General features: G+C 69.8%; 13 protein-coding genes. 11 read left to right on the top strand and 2 right to left on the bottom strand.

From position 1 onward, the window contains the following. Window positions 1–11 precede the first annotated feature (11 nt). From A5648_RS16990 to A5648_RS24940, 6 genes are all read left to right on the top strand, one after another. Complete coding sequence (locus A5648_RS16990; protein ID WP_234787459.1) at window positions 12–2,081, top strand: adenylate/guanylate cyclase domain-containing protein; 2,070 nt, start codon at window positions 12–14, stop codon at window positions 2,079–2,081. Then, complete coding sequence (locus A5648_RS16985; RefSeq protein WP_065025670.1) at window positions 2,078–3,490, top strand: mechanosensitive ion channel family protein; 1,413 nt, start codon at window positions 2,078–2,080, stop codon at window positions 3,488–3,490. Before A5648_RS16990 ends, A5648_RS16985 begins: the two co-directional genes overlap by 4 nt. Continuing rightward, window positions 3,487–4,740, top strand: a complete 1,254-nt coding sequence (locus A5648_RS16980; RefSeq protein ID WP_065025669.1) for a glutamate-5-semialdehyde dehydrogenase — start codon at window positions 3,487–3,489, stop codon at window positions 4,738–4,740. Before A5648_RS16985 ends, A5648_RS16980 begins: the two co-directional genes overlap by 4 nt. 17 nt (window positions 4,741–4,757) lie before the next feature. Continuing rightward, window positions 4,758–5,666: an AAA family ATPase gene (locus A5648_RS16975; protein ID WP_065025668.1), complete on the top strand. Its 909-nt coding sequence runs from the start codon at window positions 4,758–4,760 to the stop codon at window positions 5,664–5,666. Between the two features lie 16 nt (window positions 5,667–5,682). Next, the gene (locus A5648_RS16970) at window positions 5,683–7,122 is read left to right on the top strand and encodes a vWA domain-containing protein (protein WP_065025667.1); all 1,440 of its coding nucleotides are present in this window, start codon (window positions 5,683–5,685) and stop codon (window positions 7,120–7,122) included. A 230-nt stretch (window positions 7,123–7,352) separates the two neighbouring features. Further along, entirely contained in the window at window positions 7,353–11,819 is a 4,467-nt protein-coding gene (locus A5648_RS24940; RefSeq protein ID WP_165607362.1) for a PE family protein, read from the top strand. A gap of 119 nt (window positions 11,820–11,938) precedes the next feature. Here A5648_RS24940 and A5648_RS16960 read toward each other — a convergent pair whose 3' ends face one another. Together A5648_RS16960 and A5648_RS16955 are read right to left on the bottom strand one after the other, a co-directional pair. Beyond that, entirely contained in the window at window positions 11,939–14,590 is a 2,652-nt protein-coding gene (locus tag A5648_RS16960; RefSeq protein ID WP_234787456.1) for a helix-turn-helix transcriptional regulator, read from the bottom strand. A gap of 148 nt (window positions 14,591–14,738) precedes the next feature. Beyond that, a complete protein-coding gene (locus A5648_RS16955) occupies window positions 14,739–15,731 on the bottom strand; it encodes a class I SAM-dependent methyltransferase (RefSeq protein WP_109470829.1) in 993 nt (330 codons plus the stop codon). Window positions 15,732–15,892: 161 nt separating this feature from the next. On the opposite strand from A5648_RS16955, the gene nadD reads away from it, so the two are divergent. From nadD to A5648_RS16930, 5 genes are read left to right on the top strand one after another with little or no spacing between them, the layout of a single operon-like run. Beyond that, on the top strand, window positions 15,893–16,564 hold the full coding sequence (gene nadD, locus A5648_RS16950) for a nicotinate-nucleotide adenylyltransferase (protein ID WP_082966550.1): 672 nt from the start codon (window positions 15,893–15,895) through the stop codon (window positions 16,562–16,564). Beyond that, window positions 16,561–16,956 (top strand): ribosome silencing factor, encoded by a 396-nt coding sequence (gene rsfS / locus A5648_RS16945; RefSeq protein WP_065025664.1) that lies wholly within the window; start codon window positions 16,561–16,563, stop codon window positions 16,954–16,956. The genes nadD and rsfS overlap by 4 nt, the downstream gene beginning before the upstream one ends. Then, a complete protein-coding gene (gene gpgP / locus A5648_RS16940) occupies window positions 16,953–17,624 on the top strand; it encodes a glucosyl-3-phosphoglycerate phosphatase (RefSeq protein WP_065025663.1) in 672 nt (223 codons plus the stop codon). The genes rsfS and gpgP overlap by 4 nt, the downstream gene beginning before the upstream one ends. After that, window positions 17,614–18,363: a diglucosylglycerate octanoyltransferase gene (gene octT / locus A5648_RS16935; protein WP_065025662.1), complete on the top strand. Its 750-nt coding sequence runs from the start codon at window positions 17,614–17,616 to the stop codon at window positions 18,361–18,363. Before gpgP ends, octT begins: the two co-directional genes overlap by 11 nt. Further along, entirely contained in the window at window positions 18,360–19,223 is an 864-nt protein-coding gene (locus tag A5648_RS16930; protein ID WP_065025661.1) for a DegV family protein, read from the top strand. The genes octT and A5648_RS16930 overlap by 4 nt, the downstream gene beginning before the upstream one ends. Window positions 19,224–19,231: the final 8 nt, after the last annotated feature.

The raw sequence follows: 19,231 nt of genomic DNA, 5'->3' as shown, positions 1-19,231 counted from the left end.
AGACCAAGCTGATGCTCATCTTGCTGTTGACCAGCATTGCCTCGGTCGCGGTGGTCGGGTTCGTCGAGTTCCAGTACGGCGCAGCCGAATTGCAGCGTGCGGCGACCAGCAAGCTGGTGCAGGCCCGCGAGGCGCAGCGCCGTGCGGTGAGCACCTTGTTCGCCGAGATGACGAACTCGCTGGTCGTTTTCAGCGGGGGAGCGACTGCGGCCAACGCGCTCAAGGCATTCACCGCGGGGTTCGACGAACTTGCCCACGCCGCAGTCACTCCCGAACAGCAGCGGGCGATAACGGGTTACTACCGTGACCGCTTCGTCAACGAGCTGGCCAAACGGACCGGCGAACACGCTGACATCGCCGCGCTGCTGCCGACGTCGACCGCCCAGCGCTACCTGCAAGCCCAGTACACCGCCGGTTTCGCCGGAGATCCCAAGAAACCCGACGATGCCGGTGACCCCGGTGTCTGGGCGGCGGCCAACGCCCAGTTCGACAGCTTCTTCACCGAGATCGTCAATCGCAACGAGTACCTCGACGCATTGTTGCTGGACACCCGCGGCAATGTGGTCTACAGCGTGAACAAGGGTGTGGACCTAGGCACCAATGTGCTGACCGGTCCCTACCGCGAATCCAGTCTGCGCGACGCTTACCGCAAAGCGTTGGCGTCCAACGCCGTCAACTTCGTCTGGATCACCGACTACCAGCCCTATCAGCCCAACCTGGACACGCCCACCGCCTGGCTGGTGTCGCCGGTGGGCAACCAGGGCACCGTCGAGGGTGTGATGGCGCTGCCGCTGCCCAGCGCGAAGGTCAACCGGATCATGACCGCCAACCGGCAGTGGAAAGAGGCGGGGCTGGGCCACACCACCGAGACCTATCTCGCCGGTCCGGACGAACTGATGCGCTCCGATTCGCGACTGTTCCTGGAGGACCCCGAGGCCTATCGTCGCGAAGCGGTGGCGGCAGGCACCGCGGTGGCGACGGCGGAAAGGGCCCTGCAGCTGGGCACCACGACCCTGGTTCAGCCGGTGGGTGCACCTGGACTTCATGCCGCCCAGCGCGGCCAGACCGGCACGCTGAACACCGGATACGACTATCTGGGCAACCGCGAGCTGGTGGCCTACGCGCCGCTGACCATTCCCAATTCCGACCTGCAGTGGTCGATCCTGGCGACCCGGGACTACTCCGACGCCTACGCCGGGGTCACGTCGTTCAGCAGGAGGGTGGTGCTGGCCACCACCGCGGTCATCTTCACCATCTGCGTACTGGCGATGGTGCTCGCCCGGTTGTTCCTGCGACCGATCCGGCGGTTACAGAGTGCCGCCCAGCGGATCAGCGCCGGCGACTACAGCGCTGCGGTGGCGACCCGGGCCGCCGATGAGATCGGCGATCTCACCAGGGCATTCAACGACATGAGCCGCAGCCTGCGAATCAAGGAGGAGTTGCTCAACGAGCAGCGCAAGCAGAACGACGAGCTGCTGTTGTCACTGATGCCCGAATCGGTGGTGCAGCGTTACCGCGGGGGCGAACAGGCCATCGCCGAGGAGCATCACAACGTCAGCGTGGTCTACGCCGAACTGCATGGCATCGATGAGCTGTCTGCCGCCGTCTCCGCGAACGAACTGGTGACGATGGTCGACGAGCTGGTGAGGCAGTTCGATGCGGCGGCCGAAGTCGTTGGCGTCGAACGAATCCGCACCATGTACAACGGCTACCTCGCGGGTTGCGGCTTGACCACCCCGCGGCTCGACGGCGTGCACCGTATCGTCGAGTTCGCGTGCGAGATGCAGCGCATCGTGGATCGGTTCGACGTCAAGACCGGTCATCGGCTGAGCCTGTGGGCCGGAGTCAACACCGGGGAGGTCGTCAGCGGTCTGGTGGGCAGGTCCGGTGTCACCTACGACCTGTGGGGCTCGGCGGTCAATCTCACCTACCAGTTGCGCAGGGCCACCTCAGAACCCGGCATCTATGCCACCGAGGCGGTGCGCGACATGCTCGGCGACAGCCAGGAATTCGTCCCCGCCGGCACCGTGCTGATCGGGGACGTCGAAGAGCAGACCTGGCGATTGTCGGAGAAACCGTGAACGTCTTCGGGCCGTGGTTCTACTGGGCGCTCGGCGTCGCCGTCGGACTGCCCGCCGGCCTGACCCTGTTCACCGAATGGCATGTGGCCCTAGTGCGCCGCGGCAGCTATCTGGCCCGACCGGTGGCGCTGATCCGCAATTACCTGTTGCCGCTGGGCGCGTTGCTGGCGCTGCTGGTGCCGGTGGCCGGGGTACCGGCTCAAGACCCGACGGTGCGGGTGATCTTCACCGTGTTCGGGTTCATGCTGCTGGTGTTGGTGCTGTCCGGATTCAACGTCACCTTCTTCCAGAGCGCCCCGAAGGGCTCGTGGCGCGGCCGGATTCCGACCATCTTCATCGACGTCGCCCGATTCCTGCTGATCGGACTGGGCCTGGCGCTGATCCTGTCGCACGTGTGGGGCGCCCGGATCGGCGGGCTGTTCACCGCGCTGGGCGTCACGTCGGTGGTCATCGGCCTGATGCTGCAGAATTCGGTCGGACAGATCGTCTCGGGTCTGTTCATGCTGTTCGAGCAGCCGTTCCGGATCGGCGACTGGCTGTCCACCCCCTCGGCGCGCGGTCAGGTCGTCGAAGTGAACTGGCGCGCGGTGCACATCAGCACCTCCGAGGGGCTGCAGGTCACGCCGAACTCGGTGCTGGCGGGCACCTCGTTCACCAACATCAGCCGATCCGGCGGGCTGCACCGGGTGTCGGTCACGACCACGTTCGCGGTTGCCGACCCACCCGACCGGGTCTGCGCATTGCTGTCGCGGGTCGCCGCGGCACTGCCGCTGCGCACCACCGGGGAGGCGCCCGAATCGGTGGCTCTAGGCGGGGGCCAATACCGGACCACCATCGCGCTGGACTCCCCGGGCGACGACGGCGCGGCGCAGGCCACCTTCAACCAGTGGCTCTGGTATGCGGCCCGCCGCGAAGGCCTGCACCTCGATGACGCCGACGACGAGTTCTCCACGCCGCAGCGGGTGGCCGAGGCGTTGCGGACGGTGGTGGCACCCGCGCTGCGGCTCACCGACGCCGACCGGCAGGCTCTGGCGCCCTACACCACCGTGGTCCGCTACGGCACCGGCGAAGCACTCGAACAGGCCGGTCAGGTACCGACCGCGATGACGTTCCTGACCGAAGGCAGCGTCCGCCTCACCGGCGCGGATCCGGCCGTATCGGACACCACGCTGCGGCACGGCGCCTTCCTCGGCGTCACCACGCTGACCCGGCAAGCCAGTCAGTTCGACGCCTATGCCCTGGAGGAAGTGACCGCGGTGGTGATCGAGCGCGACCATATCGAAGAACTGGTGATGGCCAAGCCGCTGTTGCTTCAGGAGTTGGGCCGGATCATCGATCAGCGCCGCCGTCGGCACCAGAGCGGGGCCGTTTCGCCGGATCCCGCGTTCGCCGATACGCTGGGACGATGAGCGTCCCCGTGCTTCCCGACCTGCGCCAAGAGGTCCACGACGCCGCCCGCCGAGCCCGGATCGCCTCCCGCGTGCTGACGGCGTTGTCGACCGTGGCCAAGAACAGTGCCCTGAACGCCGCCGCCGACGCGCTGCTGGCCCACTCCGACGACATCCTGGCGGCCAACGCCGAAGACCTGGCCGCCGCCCGGGCCGCCGGCACCCCGGAGGCCATGCTGGACCGGCTGGCGCTGAACCCCCACCGGGTCGAGGGCATCGCCGCAGGACTGCGCCAGGTGGCCGGGCTGCCCGATCCGGTCGGTGAGGTGCTGCGCGGCTACACCCTGCCCAACGGGTTGCAGCTGCGTCAGCAGCGGGTGCCGCTCGGCGTGGTGGGCATGGTCTATGAGGGCCGGCCCAACGTCACCGTGGACGCCTTCGGGCTGACGCTGAAGTCCGGCAACGCCGCACTGCTGCGCGGCAGCTCATCGGCGGCACACTCCAACCAGGCTCTGGTCGACGTCCTGCGGGGCGCGCTGACCGGTGAGGATCTGCCTGCCGACGCCGTGCAGCTGCTCTCGGCGGTCGACCGCTCCACTGTCACCCATTTGATCCAGGCCCGCGGACTGGTCGACGTGGTGATTCCGCGCGGGGGTGCCGGGCTGATCGAGGCCGTGGTGCGCGATGCGCTGGTGCCGACCATCGAGACCGGCGTCGGCAACTGCCACGTCTACGTCCATGAGGGCGCCGACCTCGCCGTCGCCGAAGAGGTCCTGCTGAACTCCAAGACCCGGCGGCCCAGCGTCTGCAACGCTGCCGAGACTCTGCTCATCGACCGGGCCATCGCCGCCTCCGCGCTGCCGCGGCTGGTCGATGCGTTGACCGCCGCCGGCGTCACCGTGCACGGCGACGCCGATGACGCCGCCGCCGAGGACGATCTGCGCCGCGAGTACCTGGCGATGGACATCGCCTTGTCGGTGGTCGACGGGCTCGAGGACGCCATCGACCACATCAACGAGTACGGCACCGGTCATACCGAGGCCATCGTCACCACCAACATGGCCGCCGCCCAGCGGTTCAGCGAGCAGGTCGATGCCGCCGCTGTCATGGTCAACGCCTCGACGGCGTTCACCGACGGCGAGCAGTTCGGCTTCGGCGCCGAGATCGGCATCTCCACCCAGAAACTGCATGCGCGCGGACCGATGGGCCTGCCGGAGCTGACCTCGACCAAATGGATCGTGTGGGGTGACGGCCACACTCGTCCCGTCTAAAGGAGCCATACCCCCGCATGGAAAAGCCCGCCATTCCCGCCACCCCCGCGCAGCACGCCGCGCTGTTCACCGACATCGACGACGTCGCCCGGCGGCTGGCTGAGACCGGCTACCTGGCCGACACCGCCACCACCACCGCGATCTTCCTGGCCGATCGGCTGGGCAAACCGCTGCTGGTGGAGGGACCGGCCGGCGTCGGCAAGACCGAACTGGCCCGCGCGGTGGCCGCCGCCACCGGTGCCGGGCTGGTGCGGCTGCAGTGCTACGAGGGCGTCGACGAGGCCCGAGCGCTGTATGAGTGGAATCACGCCAAGCAGATACTCCGTATTCAGTCCGGCAACACCGCCGGTCCGGGCGGTGACTGGGACGCCACCAAGATGGACGTGTTCTCCGAGGAGTTCTTGCTGTCGCGTCCACTGCTGACCGCGATCCGGCGCACCGATCCCACCGTGCTGCTGGTCGACGAGACCGACAAGGCCGACATCGAGATCGAGGGTCTGCTGCTGGAGGTGCTCTCCGACTTCGCGGTCACCGTGCCGGAACTGGGCACCATCACCGCGACCCGCACACCGTTCACGGTGCTGACCTCCAACGCCACCCGCGAGCTGTCCGAGGCGCTCAAGCGCCGCTGCCTGTTCCTGCACATCGACTTCCCCGACCCGGACCTGGAACGGCGCATCCTGCTGTCTCGGGTACCGGAGCTGCCCGAACACCTTGCTGCCGAACTGGTGCGCATCATCGGCGTGCTGCGCGGCATGCAGCTCAAGAAGCTGCCCTCGGTGGCCGAGACCATCGACTGGGGCCGCACGCTGCTGGCGCTGGGCCTGGACACCATCGATGACGCCACCGTGGCCGCCACCCTCGGGGTGGTTCTCAAGCACCAGTCCGATCAGGTGCGCGCATCCGGGGAACTCCGGCTCAACTGATGGCCCTGGTCCCCTGATGAGATCTAAAACCCGTCCGCCGCAGCCGTTGGCCCCGCACGGTATCCCGGGGCACCTGGTGGAGTTCGTCGAAGCGCTACGGGGACAAGGGATTTCGGTGGGGCCTTCGGAGACCGTCGACGCCGGGCGGGTGCTGGCCGCGCTCGGGCTGGGCGATCGGGAGGTGTTGCGCGAGGGGCTGGCCTGCGCGGTGCTGCGCCGGCCCGATCATCGCGACACCTACGACGCCATGTTCGACCTGTGGTTCCCCGCCGCGCTGGGTGGGCGCACCGTGATCGTCTCCGACGATCCGCAGTCGGCCGACGACGCACCGCTGCCCGAGGACGTCGAGGACATGCGGGCCATGCTGGTCGACCTGTTGACCGCCAATCCCGATCTGGCCGATACCGACGCACGGTTGTCGGCGATGATCGCCGCGATCGTCGGGGCCTACGGGCAGTACCGTTCCAGCCGCGGCCCGTCCTACTCGGCCTACCAGGCGCTCAAGGCGCTCGCGCTCGACGAACTCGAAGGCAGACTGCTGGCCGGGCTACTCACCCCGTACGGGGATGAGCCCAGTCCGACGCAGGAGCAGATCGCCAAGGCCGTCGCGGCGCAGCGGATCGCACAGTTGCGCAAGCTCGTCGACGCCGAGACCAAGCGGCGCACCGCCGAACAGCTGGGCCGCGAGCACGTCCAGATGTACGGCATCCCGCAACTGTCGGAGAACGTCGAGTTCCTGCGTGCCTCCGGCGAACAGTTGCGCCAGATGCGCCGGGTGGTGGCGCCGTTGGCCCGCACCCTGGCCACCCGGCTTGCCGCCCGCCGGCGGCGTTCCCGCGCCGGCACCATCGACCTGCGAAAGACGTTGCGCCGCTCGATGTCCACCGGCGGCGTGCCGATCGACGTGGTACTGCGCAAACCGCGTCCGGCCCGGCCCGAGCTGGTGGTGCTCTGTGACGTCTCGGGGTCGGTCGCCGGGTTCAGTCACTTCACCCTGCTGCTGGTACACGCACTGCGGCAACAGTTCTCGCGGGTTCGCGTCTTTGCGTTCATCGACACCACCGATGAGGTGACGCATCTGTTCGGGCCGGAGGCCGACCTGGCGGTGGCCATTCAGCGGATCACCCGAGAGTCGGGGGTGTACACCCGTGACGGTCACTCCGACTATGGCCACGCCTTCGTCTCGTTCGTGGAGAAGTACCCGAGTGTGGTGTCACCGCGCAGCGCGCTGCTGGTGCTCGGCGACGGGCGCACCAATTACCGGGACCCGGGCACCGACGTGCTGTCGCATTTGGTGACCGCGAGCCGTCACGCGCACTGGCTCAACCCCGAGCCCAGACACCTTTGGGGCAGCGGGGATTCCGCGGTTCCGCGGTACGAGGACGTCATCGCCATGCATGAGTGCCGCTCGGCCAAGCAATTGGCGGCGGTAATCGACCAGCTCCTGCCGGTCTGAGCCTTCCCGGCGAGGACCTTCTGAGCTGGCCTTTCCCGGCGAGCGGGTGTGTCGCGGACACACCGCAGTGGGTGTTTCAGGTAGTCACCCTCGCCGGGGCGAGTAAGCAAGAGGTCTTTCTCGAAAAAACTAGGGTAGTTGATTACTCTATGATCCCCGCCGAATACCGAAATAACCTAAGGCGTCTTAGCGAGCTTTAAGCATCTCGGTGTTCATGGGGAGGTTGTGTGATGTCTGACAGGAACCGCAGTGGGAAGCGGAATTCCACGCCCAAAGGCAAGGCGCGTCATGTCGCCGGTGCCGGCGCGGCGGTAAGTGCGTTCTTGGCGTTCGGGATGGGGCCATTGGCGCACATGCCGTCTGCCCAAGCCGATGACTTCGACTTGGGTGATCTGTTCGACCCGTCGGCGTGGGCGCTGCCCTACGACGGCATCGACTGGAATTCTTTTGTCGACCCGGCGGCCTGGTCGGCCCTGTTCGACTCCTCGGCATTCGACGCGGCGACTGCGGGCAGCGCGACCGCGGACCAGGTCGGTTGGGATGCGACCTGGAACTCACTCATGGCTACGGTCAACAGCTGGTTCACCGGCTCCGGCCAGGCCGGTGACGCGGCCGGCTCGGTGCCCGGCAGCGCCTGGTCGTTTGCCAACTCCTGTGGTTTGTGGTGTGACGGCGCCGCCGGCACCGCGGCCAATCCCAATGGTCAAGACGGCGGGCTCTTCTTCGGCAACGGTGGTGCCGGTTTCTCGGGTCTGGACGCGAACGGCGACTGGATCGTCGGCAGCGGTGGTGACGCGAACCTCTGGGGCAGCGGCGGCGCCGGTGGCGACGCGGCCCTCGACCCGAACAACGATGGCATTGCCGGTGGTGACGGTGGCGCCGGTGGCAGCTGGTTCGGCAACGGCGGGAATGGCGGTGACGGCGACGACGGCGCGGACGGCGTCAACGGCGCCAACGGCGTGTGGGGCGTGATCGGCAGCGGCGGCGCCGACGGCGCCGGCCAGGACGGCGGAAACGGCGCTGACGGTGGTGCCGGTGGTGCCGGTGGTGCCGGGACCGGCTTCCTCAACGCGTTGTTCGGCGGCCACGGCGGTAATGGCGGTGACGGCGGCGCCGGCGGCATGGCCGGCAACGGCGGCAACGGCGCAGCGGCCGACGCCACCCACCTCAACGGCGGTAACGGTGGTAACGGCGGCGCCGAAGGCAACGGCGGGGCCGGTGGTGCGGCGGGCGCCGGTGGTGGCAAGGCCGGCGTTGCTGGGCCGGATGGCACCGGCGGCGGCAACGGCGGTAACGGTGCGGACGGCTTCACCCCGCTTATCCCAGGCACGGCTGGCGGTACCGGCGGCAACGGCGGCAACGCCGGTACCGCCACCGGTAACGGGGGTAACGGCGGGAACGGCGGCAACGGTGCTGCGGGCAAGACCGGTAACACCGGTGAGGCCGGCGGCACCGGTGCGGCCGGCGGCGACGGCGGCAACGGCGGCAACGGCGGGTCGGAGGGCCATGGCGGCAATGCCGGTAACGGCGGTGACGCCGGTGACGGCGGCCAGGGCGGTACTGGTGCGGCCGGGCAGTGGGGCGTGAACGGAGAGTACGGCGACGGTTCGGGCGGGGTCGGTGGCGCCGGTGGCGCCGGCGGCACCGAGGTCGGTCACGCCGGAACGGCCGGGACCGGCGGAGCAGGCAACGGTCAAGCCGGTACCGACGGCAGCGTGGGTGCCATCGGTCAGGCAGGAGACGGTGGCGTGGGCGCCGCGGGCGACTGGGCGCACAACGGTGGCATGGGCGGTCACGGCGGCGACGGCGGGGTCGCCAGCCCCGGCGGCACCGGTGGTACCGGTGGTAACGGCGGTGCGGGTGCCGACGCCACCGTCGGCCACCTGACCGCCGGTACCGGCGGCACGGCCGGCAACGGTGGCGCCGGCGGCACCACCGGCAACGGTGGTGACGGCGGCCAGGGCGGCCAGGGCGGCCAGGGCATCACCGGCGCCAACGGCGGCACTGGCGCCGACGGCAACGGCACCGACGGCCTCACCGGTGGCAGCGGCGGCAGCGGCGGCCAGGGCGGTAACGGCGGCGCCGGGGGCACGGTCAGCGGCAACGCCGGCAACGGCGGTCAGGGCGGCACCGGCGGCACCGCCGGCAGCGGCGGCAACGGCGGTAACGGCGCCGATGGACTGGCGGCCAACGCCCCCAACGGCGGGCACGGCGGTAACGGAGGCTCGGCCGGCAGCGGCGGAAGCGGCGGCAAGGGCGGCGTCGCGGGCACCGCCACCAACGGCGCGGCGGGCACCGACGGCAACGGCGGTGACGGGGGCTCGGCGGGTACCGGCGGCAACGGCGGTGACGGCGGTAAGGGCTACAACCCGACCCAAGGTGACCTGGTGGGGAACACGGTCGGGCTCAACGGCGGCGACGGCGGCTACGGCGGCAACGGCGGCACCGCGGGCGCAGCCGGTGCTGGCGGCCTGGCCGGTGGCGCCACCGGCCACGCGGGTGTCACCGGGGACGGCGGCTCCGGCGGTGACGGCGGTAACGGCGCGATCGGCGGTAATGCCATCGGCTACAACGTCATGACCGGCGAAGGCATGACCGGCGGCACCGGCGGCTATGGCGGCAATGGCGGTAGCGGCGGGCCGGCCGGCCTGGGCACCGGAAACGGCGGCAACGGCGGTAACGGCGCTGAAGGCGGCAAGGGTAGCGACGGCTTCACCCCCGATGGCGTCAACGCTGTCGACGGCTTCACCGGCGGCAACGGCGGCGTCGGCGGCTATGGCGGTAACGGCGGCGACAGCGGCGCATTCGGCGGCAACGGCGGGCTCGGCGGTAACGGCGCCGACGGCGGTGCCGCAGGCAACGGCACAGCCGGCTTCCAGAACACCGGCAACACCGTCGGGTCCGCCTCTGTGGGCCACAACGGCGGTAGCGGCGGCACGGGCGGCGCCGGCGGCCACGCCGGCAACGGCGGCAATGCGCTGGCAACCGGCGCCGGTGCGACCGGCAACGGCGGCGACGGCGGCGTGGCCGGGAACGGTGGCGCCGGCGGCAACGCCGGGGCCGGTAGCAACGCCAACGACCCGACGAACGTGGGTGGCCCGGCGAACGGCGGCAACGCCGGTAACGGCGGCACCGGCGGTCAAGCCGGCTACGGCGGCGACGGCGGCCACGGCGCGGGCACCGGTTCCGGCGGCGACGGTACCGACGGCGGCCAGGGTGGTGTCGGCGGCAACGGCGCGGCAGGCGGCAACGCGCTGGCCACCGGCACCGGCGGTACCGGTGGCAACGCCGGAACCGGCGGCGACGGCAACTACGGCGGCAACGGCGGGAACGGCGGCCTGAACGCCACGGGCACCGCACCGGCCGGCGCCGGCGGCAACGCCGGCAATGGCGGCGCCGGCGGCGACGCCGGGGCGACGGCCGGCGCGGGCGGCAACTCGGTGAACGGCACCGCCGGCACCGGCGGTTCCGGTGGCACCGGCGGCGACGGCGCCCAGGGTGGTTACGGCGGCTTCGGCACCGTCGGCGGCGACGCCGGTAATGGCGGGGCCGGCGGCAACGCGGTCACCAATGGTGCCGCCGGCGGTAACGCCAGCGGCGCGGGCGCTCAGGGCGGCCAGGGCGGCGCCGGTGGCAGCGGCGGTCGCGGCGGCGCCGCTGGCAGCAACGAAACCAACAACCCCACCGGCCATGGCGTCGGGTCCGCCGGCAACGGCGGCGCGGGAGGCGTCGGCGGCAACGGCGGCAACGGCACCGACGGCGGCACCGGCGGCACCGGCGGCAACGCGGCCGGTGCGGTGGCAGGCGGCCAAGGCGGCCAGGGTGGCGCCGGCGGCAACGCGGGGGCGGGAGGCGCCGGCGGCGATGGCGGCGGCACCAGCGCCGTCGGCGCCTCCGGGGGCGACGGCGGTAACGCCGGAAACACAGGTACGGCCGGCAACGGCGGCACCGGCGGGGCCGGCGGCCAGGCCGACGCCGCGGGAGCCAACGGCGGCCAGGGCGGTCAGGGTGGCGCCGGCGGGAACGTCAATGCCAGCACCCCGGGCGCGGCCGCCAGCGGCGGCGACGGCGGCAACGCCACCGGCGGCACCGGCGGGGCCGGCGGGGCCGGCGGTAACGCCAGCGCGGGCGGTCACGGGGGCACCGGCGGCGCGGGCGGCGCGGCTAGCACTGCGGTCGGCGGCGGCGACGGCGGCACCGGCGGGCCCGGCGGTAATGGCGGCACGACCGTGGCCGGCGGACAGGGCGGCCTCGGCGGTTCTGTCACCACCGGAACCGGCGGTCAGGGCGGCGACGGCGGAACCGCCGGCGTCGGTGGCGCCGGTGGCAACGGCGGGGCCGGTGGGGCTGGTCAACCGGCGGTCGGCGGTAACGGCGCCGGAACGGCGGGCGGCGCCGGCAAGGGCGGCGACGGCACGGCCGGCCAGTCCGGCGGCACCGGTGGCAGCGGCGGCAGTGCTGGCCTTCCCGGTGGCACCACCGGCGGCGGGGGCGACGGCCAAGACGGCGGTATCGGCGGCAACGGCGGCGCCAACGGCGCCGGGACCCCCGGCGGGGTGGCTCCCGGGCTCGGCGTCACCGGCGGCCCGACGCCTGGTCAGCCCGGTCAGCCCGGCCACGCCGGCCCGGGTGCCGGCGGGGCCGGCGGCTCGGGTGGCAGCGGCGGCGCCCCGGGCATCGGAGCACCCGGAACGTAGGGAGTCGCCAAGCCCGACAACGGAGAGGCCCGCTTCGGCGGGTCTCTTCGTTGTTGTGCGGTTGTCGCCGGGAGAACCACGAAAGGCCCGCTACCGCGGGCCTTTCTGACGCTCGGGCCTCAGGCGCGGGGCCGGCCCTCGGCAAACAACCGGACCAACTGGTCGCGCCGCTCGATGCCGAGTTTGGCGAACATCCGGTAGAGATGCCCGTCGACGGTGCGTACCGACACCGAGAGCCGGTCGGCGATCTGACGGTTGGGCAGACCGGCGGCGACGAGCATCGCGATCTCGCGCTCCCGGTCGGTGATCGGCAGCGGCTGAGTCACCGCCGCGACTGCCGGAGTGTGGATGTCACCTTGACGGGCCAACCACTGTGTCCGCGTCGACGACTCCAATTGCTTGCCGCGTTGACCGCTGCGCGCGTATTCGGCGGATGCCTGGGCCGCCGCATCCGCGGCGAGTGCGAACGCGCCCAGGGTCGCGAACTTGTCCGACGCGATGCTCAACAGGTCGGCGTTGTGGTCAGCCAGACCGCGAGCATGCGCCGCAACCGCATTGGGCAACGGGGCGTCCAGTGTCTCGGCGAGCTCTGCCAGCCGGTCGGCATGCGAGCGGTCGCCGAATCTGACCGCGGTGTGCAGCGCCCGCATCTCGACCGCGTGCATCCCGGATCGGCGGGCGCTCTGCGCCGCCCGCAGTGCGTGGGCGCGCGCATCGGAGATCTGACCGTGCGCTGCCCGCTCCCAGGCCCGGGCCATCTCGAGTTCCGGTGAGAACGCGGCGATTTGCGCTCCATAGGCTTCTTCGCAATGCCGCAATGCGGCGGAGGCCGACGCAGCGTTGCCTCGCGCCGCTTCGGCTTGGGTGGCCCACGCGTTGGCCAGCATCGGCCACAGCGATAGGGAAGCGCCCGACAACACCGGCATCGAGTCCTGAAACGACGAACATGCCAAGGTCAGTTGACCGCGTGCCAGTTGTACCAGGCCGAACAGCACCCCGACCATCGAATCGGGTTCCGGGACGCCGGCAGCCATGGTGGCATAGCGTTCGGCGACCATTTCGGTCGCGGCCAAATCCCCGGCGGTGACCAGTGCCATGACCTCGGCGATACCGAGCCCGAATCGGATCATCCCGGAGCGACTGTGCGCAGCCGCCCGCAGTCCCAGGTCAGCGATTCCGTAGACCTCGCCGAAGCGCCCCGCTGCGGTCAATGCGTGCGCAGTGGGCAACGCAGCCAAGGCGGTCGCGGCCGGCCAGACGTCCGCCGCGCAGAACGGCGGTCCGGAACGAACCGTTTTTGCGAGGTTGCCGGTGAAGAACGTGAAAGCAACCTCGAGGGCGCGGCACAGAGCGGCGCTCACCTCCGAGTGGGCGCGACCTTGCACCTCGGCGAGAACCGCCCATGCGGAATCGATCTCACCGCAGTTCCAGAATAGGTTCGACGCGCGAAGACAACCCCATTGAACTATTAACGCGTCGTCGGCGCCGTCGAGGCTGACATCGGTCAACACCGACTCGGCGTCGTCGCCTCGGCCTTGCCACAACAGTGCGTCTCCGAGAACGAGGGCCGCCGGTAGGCCACCGTCGCGGTCAAAGGCGAAGCGGGCCAACTCTTCTGCATGGCCGAGGTTGGACATCGCCGCCGCCCGCACCGCCGCGCCGATGATCAGCTTGAAGTCGGGATCCAAGTCGCTGCAGATCATGAATTGGGCCATCCGGATCTTGCCGCGCACGTCGGGCAACCGCAAGCGCCGCCCGCCACCAAGAAGGTACTTGTCGAAGGCGTTGAACAGCACACCGTTGAGTCGGCGGGCGCGCACCACCCCGACACGCTCAAGCACCGCTTCACAGATGATGGGGTGAGTCACCTGGACCAGGGTTCCCCCGGCATCGGAAGTCAGATGAATCAACCGGTGACGCTCCAGCCCGGAAACGGCTTCGGGAGAACAGAGCTCGCGGAAGACCTCCCAGTCCAGCAACTCGGCGGTCGCCAGGATCTCAAGTGCCTCGAGCTCTTCAGGGGTGAGCGCCTGGAGCCGGAAGCCGAGTAGGACAGACAGTTCCTGGTCGGCGTGCAGGGAACCTTTGAGCTGCCAGCCGTACTCGTCTTGCACCAGGACGCCGTCATCGCGGCCGGCCCGCAGCAGTCCGCGCAGATACAGCGGACTTCCGCCGCTTCGGTCGTGCAACCGGTTGATTGCCTGGGGGCTCACGACACCACCGAGTACCCGGCGGGCGAGTTCGCCGGTCTGTTCGCGGGTGAACGGATTGATGCGCATGTTCAACAGCAACTGTTCTTTGAGCAGTGCGGTGACCGCATCGAGAAGCGTTTCGCCGGCCCGGATCACCACGATCACCTGCGCCGTGCCTTCGGCGGCCAGCTGGTAGACCAGGGTGGCCGACAACGGATCGAGCAGTTGAGCGTCATCGACCACGATCACCGGGTTCTCGGCGGCCTCGAGGTTCTTGTGCGCGATCGCCAACATCGCTGCCGGCTCGCACGATGCATCGACGGTCACCGACCGGGAGAACGCCCCCAACGGCACATCGCGGCCGGTCTGGGTGCCCAGCACAAACCGGACTGTGCGCCCGGCCGCATTGAGACGGGCTCCGAGCGCACGAGCCAGCGTCGACTTGCCGACACCGCTGTCGCCGACCAGAGCGACGCCCTGAAACTCCGAATCCGGTTCGAGAGTCGCCAAGGCCTCGCGCAGCTCATCGTCGCGGCCGACGATCGGCCACGCCGAAACAGCTTCAGCCTTGCTGCGCAAAGGATCCGACCTCCCCCGGGGCCAACTGCGTTTGGCGCAAAACTACGCCGCGGGTATCGGGGGTGTACATATTTCCGCAGCCGAAAAACAAACGTTGACGAACGCGTCAAAAAGTGCCGCTCACCAGCGCGGCTACCTCGCCGATCGCTCAGTGGGTGCGCTCGAAAACCAGCCAGCGCAACTCGATCGGGCTGTTCTCCCTCGACGTGCGGAACGCATCCAGCCCGCTTACCCAGTCGACGTACCAGCTGGTGGGCGGCCAGGCGCCATCGGGCAAATGAGCCTTCTCGTACTCGTAGACGGAGTCGTCGGCAACCAGCCCCAGCGGCAAGCCGGCTGCCGCGGCTGAGATTTCATCGCGAGTGAACAGGCTCGAGTACACCTGCTGGCAGAATTCGCGGGCGGCATCGTCGGGCTCGTAGCCCGCACCGGCCAGGAACGCGTTGAATACCAGCCGGCCGCCGGGCGCCAGACAGCGAGCGGCGAGTTCGAAGAGGCTGCGCACCTGTTGCGTCGACCGGAAATCGGTCAACACCTCCGAGAGCACGATCAGCTGGTAGTCGTCGCGCAGGTCGTCGGCGTCGACGAATACGTCACGCACGATGACGCGCACGTCCAACAATTCCCGGTTCGCCTCATGCGTGAGTATCTCGGCGAACTTCGGGGTCATCTCCACGACGTCGACCGGATGCCCGCGTCGTGCCAGCGCCAGGGCATTGCGCCCGGTGCCGGCGCCGATCTCGAGCACGCGATGCGCGGCAGGATCATCGGCTTCGGAAGCGAGTTGCCAGACCCGGGCATCGGGCTCGGTGCCGAACAGCGGCGGCTCCCGCGTCGCCAGCCAGCGCTCGTACGCCTCGGCGATCGAGGTCCATTCGGCGCGGACCGTGTAGTTCAGGGTGAGACCGATCGGGGCCTCGTAGGAGATGACGATGTTCGAGCGCGGCGATGCCGTGTAGGCGGCGGTTAGTTGGCCCTCCAACACCTCGCGCAGATGGGCGAGTTCGGCGTCGTTGAAACGCTTGCCCAGGCCGGCGAACACCGTGTCGCACATCGACACGTATTCGTCGAGCATGCTCGGGACGGCCGGCAGTACGACCTGGCCACTGATCCGCGCGCGCGTATAGAAACGCCGCAACATGGCGTCCTTGGCGGCCTGCGCTCGATCAACCGATGACGACGGCGAATTCTCCACAGCCCTCTTCTACACGATCGTGGATCGCTTTGCCTCGGCAATCGCGCTGAGCTGTCCGCGGCCGTCTGGCGACAGCCGTTTCCGCTGGTCCAGTAAGCTGGCGAACCATGCATGACGGGCTGCGCAGGCTGGGGGTGATGGGCGGGACGTTTGATCCCATCCACTACGGCCACCTGGTCGCAGCCAGCGAGGTAGCCCACAAGTTCGCGCTGGACGAGGTCGTGTTCGTACCCAGCGGTCAGCCCTGGCAAAAGGAACGGCACGTCTCGGCGGCCGAGGACCGGTACCTGATGACGGTGATCGCCACGGCGTCCAATCCGCGCTTTTCGGTGAGCCGGGTGGACATCGACCGCACCGGTCCCACCTACACCCGCGACACGTTGCGGGACCTGCACGCGCTGAACCCGCAATCCGAGCTCTATTTCATCACCGGCGCCGACGCGTTGGCGTCGATATTGTCCTGGCAGGGGTGGGAGGAGCTGTTCGACTTGGCGCGTTTCGTCGGGGTCAGCCGGCCCGGATTCGAGCTGCGGCATGACCACATCACCGGTGTGCTGGGCGAACTGGAGGAGAGCGCGTTGACCTTGGTGGAGATCCCGGCGTTGGCAATCTCGTCGACCGATTGCCGCCAACGCGCCGAGCAGCGCCGGCCGCTGTGGTACCTGATGCCCGACGGCGTCGTGCAGTACGTGTCCAAGCGCCGGCTCTACCGCAGTGATCCGGACGCCAGCAAGGCCGTCGGCCGATCCACCAGCCTGGCCGCCGGGAATAACGCATGACGGCGACCAGCGAAGCGATCGATATGGCGACGGTGGCCGCGGTGGCCGCCGCGTCCAAGCTCGCCACCGACGTCGTCGTCATCGACGTATCCGCCCACTTGGTCATCACCGACTGCTTCGTGATCGCCTCGGCGTCCAACGAACGTCAGGTCAACGCCATCGTCGACGAGGTGGAGGAGAAGATGCGGCTGGCCGGGTACAAGCCGGCGCGCCGCGAAGGCACCCGGGAGGGGCGCTGGACGCTGCTGGACTACGTCGACATCGTGGTGCACATCCAGCACCAGGACGAGCGGGACTTCTACGCGCTGGACCGGCTGTGGAAGGACTGCCCACTGGTACCGGTGGACTTAGCGGGCTCGGCCGCCGAGTCGGCGCCGGGGGATGCGACGTGAGGGTCCGCCGACTGATCCTGTTGCGGCACGGCCAGACCGAGTTCAATGCCGGCAGCAGGATGCAGGGTCAATTGGACACCGTCCTGAGCGATCTGGGTCGCGCGCAAGCGGAGGCGGCCGCCGAGGTGCTGCGCAAGCGCCATCCGCTGCTGATCGTGTCGTCGGATCTGTGGCGCGCCTACGACACCGCCACGGTGCTGGCCGAGCACAACGGGTTGCAGGTCCGGGTGGATACCCGCCTGCGCGAAACACACCTGGGCGACTGGCAGGGCCTGACCCATGAGGAGGTTGACGCCGTGGCGCCGGGTGCCCGGCTGGCCTGGCGTGACGACGCCCGATGGGCTCCGCACGGCGGCGAGAGCAGAGTGGATGTGGCCGCGCGCAGTGAACCGCTGGTCGCCGAGTTGGTGGCCGGCGAGCCGGACTGGGGGAGCGGTGACGCTGACCGGCCGGTGGTGCTGGTGGCCCACGGTGGCCTGATCGCCGCCCTGACCGCGGCGTTGCTGCGTCTTCCGGTCGAGAACTGGCCGGTGCTGGGTGGAATGGCCAACGCCAGCTGGACCCAGCTCAGCGGGTACTCGGAGGCCGGAGTGACCGATCCGGCCGACGTCCGATGGCGCCTGGATGTCTGGAACGCGTCAGCACAGGTAGCCGGCGATGTCCTCTGAACCGACGATGTCCTCGCCATCCCGTCCGACGCTGTTGATCTTCGCCGATTCGCTGTCGTACTACGGGCCCACCGGCGGGCTGCCGGCCGACGACCCGCGGATCTGGCCGAACATCGTTGGGGCGCAGCTGGGCTGGGATGTCGAGTTGATCGGACGGATCGGCTGGACCAGTCGGGACGTTTGGTGGGCGGCCACCCAGGATCCGCGCGCCTGGGCCGCCCTGCCCCGGGCCGGGGCCGTCATCATCGCCACCAGCGGGATGGATTCGCTGCCCTCGGTGTGGCCGACCGCGCTGCGCGAGTTGATCCGGTATGTGCGGCCGCCCTGGCTGCGACGCTGGGTGCGCGACGGTTACGGTTGGCTGCAGCCCCGGCTCTCGCCGCTGGCCCGGGCGGCACTGCCGCCGCGGCTGACCGCCGATTACCTTGAAATGACCCGTGGTGCAATCGATTTCAACCGGCCGGGGATCCCGATCGTGGCCTGCCTGCCGTCGGTTCACATCGCCGATACCTATGGCCGCGCCCACCATGGGCGAGAGCCGACGGTGCGGGCGATCACGCAATGGGCGCAGCGGCACGACGTCGGGCTGGTCGATCTGAAGTTGGGCGTGGCCGACGAGGTCATGAGCGGGCGGGCCAACCCGGACGGCATCCACTGGAACTTCGAAGCGCACCGGGGTGTCGCCGAACTGATGCTCAAAGCGCTGGCCGAGGCCGGCGTGCCCGGACAGGCGGAATGACCGGCCCCTCCGTCGTCGTGGTCACCGACTCGTCGGCGTGCCTACCCACGGAACTGCGTGATCGGTGGGACATCCGCGTGGTGCCGCTGCACATTCTGCTCGACGGCGCCGACCTGCGCGACGGCATCGATGATGTGCCCGAGGAGATCTACGCCCGGGACGGCGTAAGCACGGCCGGAAGCAACCCCGAGGAGCTGACCGAGGCCTATCGGAACGGGTTGGCCGACAGCGGCGGCGCCGGCGTGGTGGCGATCCACATCTCCTCGGCACTGTCCGGCACGTTCGGCACCGCCGAGCACGTCGCCGCCGAAATCGGCCCCGGTGTCCGGGTTATCGACTCGAGGTCTGCGGCGATGGGCACCGGATTCGTGGCGCTCGCCGCCGCCCGCGCTGCCGCCGGCGGCGCCGATCTGGACGGGGTGGCGGCCGCCGCCGAGGCAGCCGTGCAGCGCAGCCGCGCCTACCTGGTGGTACAGCGGCTGGACAATCTGCGGCGCAGCGGCCGGATCGGCAGTGCGGCGGCCTGGCTGGGAACCGCACTGTCGCTCAAGCCGCTGTTGGCGGTGGACGATGGGAAACTCGTACTGGCCCAGCGGATCCGCACCGTCAACAAGGCCGTCGCATCGATGATCGATCGGGTCTGCGATGCGGTCGGTGATCGTCCCGCCGGGCTGGCCGTGCAACATGTCGCCAATCCGCACGGGGCACAAGAGGTGGCCGGTGCGCTGGCGGAGCGGTTGCCGTCCTGCGAGCCGGCCATCATCACCGACCTGGGACCGACGTTGGCCCTGCATGTCGGGGCCGGCGCGGTCGCGGTGTGCGTGGACCTGAATCCGGGAGAGGCTCCGGCCGGCGTCTGACCCGCCGT

The organism is Mycolicibacter sinensis (genome assembly GCF_001673565.1).
Classification (GTDB): Bacteria; Actinomycetota; Actinomycetes; order Mycobacteriales; family Mycobacteriaceae; genus Mycobacterium; species Mycobacterium sinense_C.
Note: the sequence above shows the minus strand (reverse complement) of the source record. Positions and strands in the feature narration are given on the sequence as shown.